Source organism: Soehngenia saccharolytica DSM 12858, assembly GCF_059568515.1.
In genome coordinates, this window is record NZ_JCANTN010000051.1 from 1 (window position 1) to 5,772 (window position 5,772).

Here is a 5,772-nt window from a genome sequence, read left to right on the forward strand (position 1 = left end):
ATTATATAATCTTATTTATCTAATTTCAACTAAAATATATCATATCCAACTATATTTACTTACTTGTCTAAAGCTAAGTAACAGTTTTGTAGCCCGTTGTATAAATTATAATAATTGGGATTTAATTCTCCTTTTATAGATGAATCTACAATTAAGCAGTCATTAGTATACATCAAGCTAATATATGGCAATTCTTCTATAAATAACTTTGAAAACTCATCATATGAGTTCTTCTTGTCCTCTTCATTAATGGAGTTATCTAGATTTTTTAGCATATTGTCCATGATTGGATTTTTGTATCGCGAGTAATTGTCATGACCTATCAAATCAGATTTAAGTAGCGATTCATAACGTTGAAAAGTTCCAATTTGATATTTAAATATCGCTAAATCAAATTTCCCATTTTCTATATCATATATGTATTGTGAAATACTATCATCCTTAGATCCAGTTTCTGACACGATATTTACATTTATACCTACATCTAGTAAATATGATTTAATTAGATCCGCTAAAGCGATTAATGTATTATCATCACCATCAACCAAGAGATCAAATGATAAAGCATCACCATTTTGGTTTCTTCTAATATTATCAGAATTTATTATATTGTATCCAGCCTTGTCCAATGCCATGTTGGCTTTTTCAACATTGTATCCATAAGAATAAGCCGATTCAGGCAATAAATAAAAATCAGGGTGTATAATTGTGTCTACAGCTGTTGCATGCGATAAATTTACTTTCTTAATAATGTCTTGTCTATTTATTGCATACATTATGCCTTTCTTTAACTGACTGCCATTTTCATTGTTAAAGATATCATTATCATGGTTAATCGCAATGCCTATGTAATCTCCTGAAACAAATTCTTTTATTGAAACTCTATTATTCGTTGAATACTTTTCCCAATCATATCCTAAGCTCTTAGCTATATTAACTTTGCCAGCTTCAAATGCCGTTAATATAAGTTCTTCATTCTCAAAGACCTTGCCTGTAATATTCGTGATTTTAGGGGTTTCTCCCCAATAGTCTTCATTTGCCTTAAGATGAATTTCTTTGTTGTTGACATAATCTATAAACTTGTATGGTCCCGTTCCATTTGGAATGAAATTATCTTTATCTATTGCTGATTTTCCAGAAGAACTTGGAATTATTGGAAAAGTCAATATGTCTAAGTATGAAGTTGTGGGTTTATTAAAATAAATTCTCACTGAGTATTTTGATATTGAATTAGCACTAATATTGCCATAGTTAGAAGCTCCATAAGCATTCTTAATCATGTTGTCATAAATGCTTTCAGCCCCTGCTTTCTTAAGCAGATTAAGAGTAAAAATCACATCTTCAGCTGTTAATTCTGTGCCATCATGAAAAAAAACATTTTCTTTTAATTTAATGTCTAAACTCATTCCATCATCACTAATAATATAGCTTTCTGCTAATTTTGGTATTGGTCTTAAATTTTCATCATAATCAAATAATCCCTCATAAATTAATTTGCTAAAATAAAAATAGTATAAATTATCTGTATATACAGGATTCAGGGATTCAAAATTAGTTAACGGCAAGACAATTTCTCCATTCTCGACAATTATTTGTTGCAAACTAGATTTAATATTTTCTTCTGATTTGCTGTCATTTGATTTCTCGCATCCTGTGGCAAAATACAATGAAGCAATGACAAGAAATAAAAATATTACACGTTTATTCAATTCATTATTCACCTTCCCTAATCTCTAAAATAAAAGAATGAATTTTAGTTGCTGTTTTATCTAATACAGATGAATCCACAGTAAATACCTCATCATCATACAAAAAATTATATATTCTAAAATTATTTAACACTTTTTTAACGAAATTATCTGTCTCTTGATAAGGAATTTTATAAAGAGTTGAGGAATCATAACTATACTCATCATCCTTTAGCCAATTTGTGACATTGCCACTTCCAGCATTATAAGCAGCTAAAGCAACTTCTAAATTCCCAAACTGCTTTAGTAGTTTGCTTATATACCAAGTACCAATCATTATATTTACTTCCGGATCAAATAAATTATCTGGTTTGAAATTCTCTATTTTTAATTCATCTACAGCCCATTGTGCAGTTCCTTCACTAATTTGCATCAATCCTCTTGCATTTTTTGAAGAAATTGCTTTCTCATTAAAATTGCTTTCAGTTTTAATTATTGAGAAAACTAAAAATGGATCTAGATTATATTTCAATGAATAATTATAAACGATGTTTTTGTATTTAATCGGGAAAACTATTGAGATAGCAGTATTTATAATGAATACTAAAACAATTAATGCTATAAATATTTTTGCTATTCTTTTCATTTTAATCACATCTTAACTTCCTTAATAAAGTATCTATTGTCTCTTCTAATTCTTCTAGGCTTCCATTGTTATAAATTATCACATCACTATTATCCTTTTTATAATTCAAATCTAATTGAGATTTTATCTTTTTTAGAGCGTATTCATAATCAATTCCATCTCTTTTCATCAATCTATCGATCTGCTTTTTTTCGTCACAATAAACAAGCCAAATCTCATCAAGTACAAGCCCTCGATCAGTTAATATCTCTCTAGTTTCAAACAAAAGCGGTATATCTATAAATATTACATCTTCATCTAAAATATGTTCATTAACATTTTGTATTATATTTTCAATAATCATTGGATGTAAAATCTCATTTAGCTCTTTTCTCTTTTCTTCACTTCTAAATATGATCTCGGCTAATTTTTTTCTATCTAATTCTCCATTCCCTAATAAGATATCATATCCAAATTTCTCTTTAATTTTTTCTAATCCCTCTTGCCCCTTTTTTACCACATCTTTAGCAACTTGATCTGCATCTACGACAAGATAACCTCTGGATTTTATCACCTCTACTGCTGTAGATTTGCCAGTTGCTATGCCACCGGTAATTCCAATTATTTTAGCTCTATTTTGTATCATACCAACTTACTCCTTGTGCTATTTCAACTTTTAAAGGTACTTTTAACTTAACTACATTTTCCATCTTTTCTTTCATCATTTTCTTTACATATTCTAGCTCATTAATATATGTTTCGAGAATCAATTCGTCATGTATTGTCAAAACTATATGTGATTTTAAATTATTTTGCTTTAAGTCTTTATAAATTTCAACCATTGCCATCTTAATTATATCTGCTGCACTCCCTTGAATAGGCATATTCATGGCAACCCGTTCCCCAAAAGATCTTATGTTGTAGTTATTCGAGTTTAACTCAGGAATGTATCTTCTTCTATTTAAAATTGTTTCTACATATCCAAGTTCTTTTGCTTTTCTCACCGAATTCTCCATATATTGTTTTACACCGCTATAGTTTTCAAAATACTCATCTATATATTTACGAGCTTCTTTCCTGCTTATCTCTAAATCCTTAGATAAACTATAATCAGATATCCCATATATTATGCTAAAATTTATAGTTTTGGCTTTTGCTCTTAACTCAGGAGTTACATCTTTTATGTCTACTCCGAAAACTTCACTAGCAGTTTTTAAATGTATATCCTGATCATTTATAAATGCTTCTATCATTTTTTCATCATCAGACAAATGTGCTAGTATTCTAAGTTCTATTTGTGAATAGTCACCATCTAAAAAAATATATTCTGGTTGTTGTGCGACGAATGCTCTCCTTATTTTTTTACCATCTTCTGAACGTATAGGTATATTTTGCAAATTTGGTTCAGTGCTCGAAATTCTACCAGTACTTGTGACCGTTTGGTTGAACTTAGAATGAATTCTTTCAGTGTTTTTATTTATCATTGGCTTCAAGCCTTCGATATAAGTCGATTTGATCTTTATTATTTGTCGATATCTTATCAGCTTTTGTGCTATTGGATGAACGTCTTTCAGTTCTTCAAGAACTTCTACATCTGTAGAATATCCTGTCTTTGTTTTTTTAATTGTTGGCAGTTTCAATTTCTCGAATAATATATATCCCAATTGTTTTGGCGAATTTATGTTGAATTCTTCTCCTGCTAATTCGTATATGTCATTAATTAATTTATCTATTTCACTATCAAAACTTTTCCCAATAGCATCAAGTTCTTTTTCATTCACTAAAATTCCGCAGTATTCCATGCTAGCAAGGACTTCTACTAAAGGCATTTCAACATTTAAAAATAACTCTTCCATTTGTCTTTGCTCAATTATCTCTATCATTTTAGGCTTTGATAACTCAATTGTATTTAATACAAAAGCAATGTATTCCATTATTTGCTGTTTCTCTATGCTTTTAAAGTCTTTTTTTGATTTACCTTTGCCCAATAAGTCTTGGAGGTTATTCCCATTAATATCCAGATATTCTTCAGCAATCTTATTAATAGCATAATCGCTCTGATCTGGATTTATAAGATATTGAGCTATTGATGCATCAAATTCTAAGCCCAAAATATCCCAGTCTATTTTAAACATGCTTACAATATCAGATTTGCAATCCCAACTGTTTTTGATTATGTCCTTATTTTTAAATGCGCTTTCTAAGATTCTTATTGTTTCTAATTCTGTATCTCTTAAGTCAATATAAACAGCATTATCTCCTTTAGGTTTTATTCCTAGCCCAATAGCATTCTCATTTATATAATCATCAACAACAAATTTAAATGCAAATTCCTTAGCTTTATTGATATTGTCCATTAAGTTTTTAAGATCATAATCTGTTTTAATTTCGTTTATTTGAAATTTCTTTATAGGTTCAATTTCTTTGAAATCATCGTCTATTTTAGCTAATAAACTCTTGAACTCAAGGTCTTCAAATAACTTTTTTAGAGCTTTGGTATCTTGATCCCCAAATGTTAAATCCTCTATCTCAAAGTCAAGTGGTACTTGAGTGATTATCTCAGACAGCTTTCTACTGAGAATTGCAATATTTTCTCCCTCTAGTATCCTTTCTTTAAGCTTGCCTTTAAGTTCATGAGCATTGCTAAATAAGTTTTCAATGTTATCATATTGCTGTATCAATTTTAAAGCAGTTTTCTCCCCTATTCCATCAATTCCAGGTATATTGTCCGACTTATCTCCCATTAAAGCTTTGACTTCAATAAATTGTTTTGGTTCAATACCATACTCTTCTTTTATTTTATTTCTGTCGTATTCTTCAATGTCTGTAATTCCCTTTTTAGTCATAATTATCTTTATTTTATCTGAAGCAAGTTGAAAATAATCTTTATCACCAGTAACTAAATATACATTCATTCCTCTCTCTTCTGCTTGTTTAGCTAAAGTCCCTGCAATATCATCTGCTTCATATAAATCTAAATCTATTGTTTTAATTCCCATATTTCCCAATATTTCTTTCAATATTGGAAATTGCATTGATAACTCGCTCGGAGTCTTATCCCTTGTTCCTTTGTAGTTTTCATATTCTTCATGTCTGAATGTCTTTCCTTTTCTATCAAAAGCAACACAAATATAATCAGGTTTATATTTATCTAATACTTTATAAAGCATTGTTAAAAATCCATAAACTCCATTAGTATAAACTCCACTCTTGTTACTTAATAGAGGCAATGCATAGAATGCTCTATGTACTAATGAGCTACCATCAATCACCATTAATGTTTTCTCTGGCATTTATATCCCTCCTTGTACAATATAGTTATAATCAAATTACAGTTTTCCACTGTAATAATTATCAATTTCTTAAATAATAATATAGTCTTCTTTTCTAATCATTAAATACATTTCTTTGGCTTCTTATCTTAGCCATAAAGCCAGTTTATTTTGGCCTGAACCATGA

The 5,772-nt window shown here is 29.4% G+C and carries 4 protein-coding genes; all 4 read right to left on the reverse strand.

Annotated elements, in window-relative coordinates; translation table 11 throughout:
- Window positions 1-59 precede the first annotated feature (59 nt).
- From BO51_RS09770 to polA, 4 genes are read right to left on the reverse strand one after another with little or no spacing between them, the layout of a single operon-like run.
- Window positions 60-1,709: an ABC transporter substrate-binding protein gene (locus tag BO51_RS09770; RefSeq protein WP_496486218.1), complete on the reverse strand. Its 1,650-nt coding sequence runs from the start codon at window positions 1,707-1,709 to the stop codon at window positions 60-62.
- 4 nt (window positions 1,710-1,713) lie between these two features.
- Entirely contained in the window at window positions 1,714-2,334 is a 621-nt protein-coding gene (locus BO51_RS09775) for a lytic transglycosylase domain-containing protein (protein ID WP_496486224.1), read from the reverse strand.
- Between the two features lies 1 nt (window position 2,335).
- A complete protein-coding gene (gene coaE / locus BO51_RS09780; RefSeq protein ID WP_496486220.1) occupies window positions 2,336-2,959 on the reverse strand; it encodes a dephospho-CoA kinase in 624 nt (207 codons plus the stop codon).
- On the reverse strand, window positions 2,946-5,606 hold the full coding sequence (polA, locus tag BO51_RS09785) for a DNA polymerase I (protein WP_496486222.1): 2,661 nt from the start codon (window positions 5,604-5,606) through the stop codon (window positions 2,946-2,948). The genes coaE and polA overlap by 14 nt, the downstream gene beginning before the upstream one ends.
- Between the last annotated feature and the right edge of the window lie 166 nt (window positions 5,607-5,772).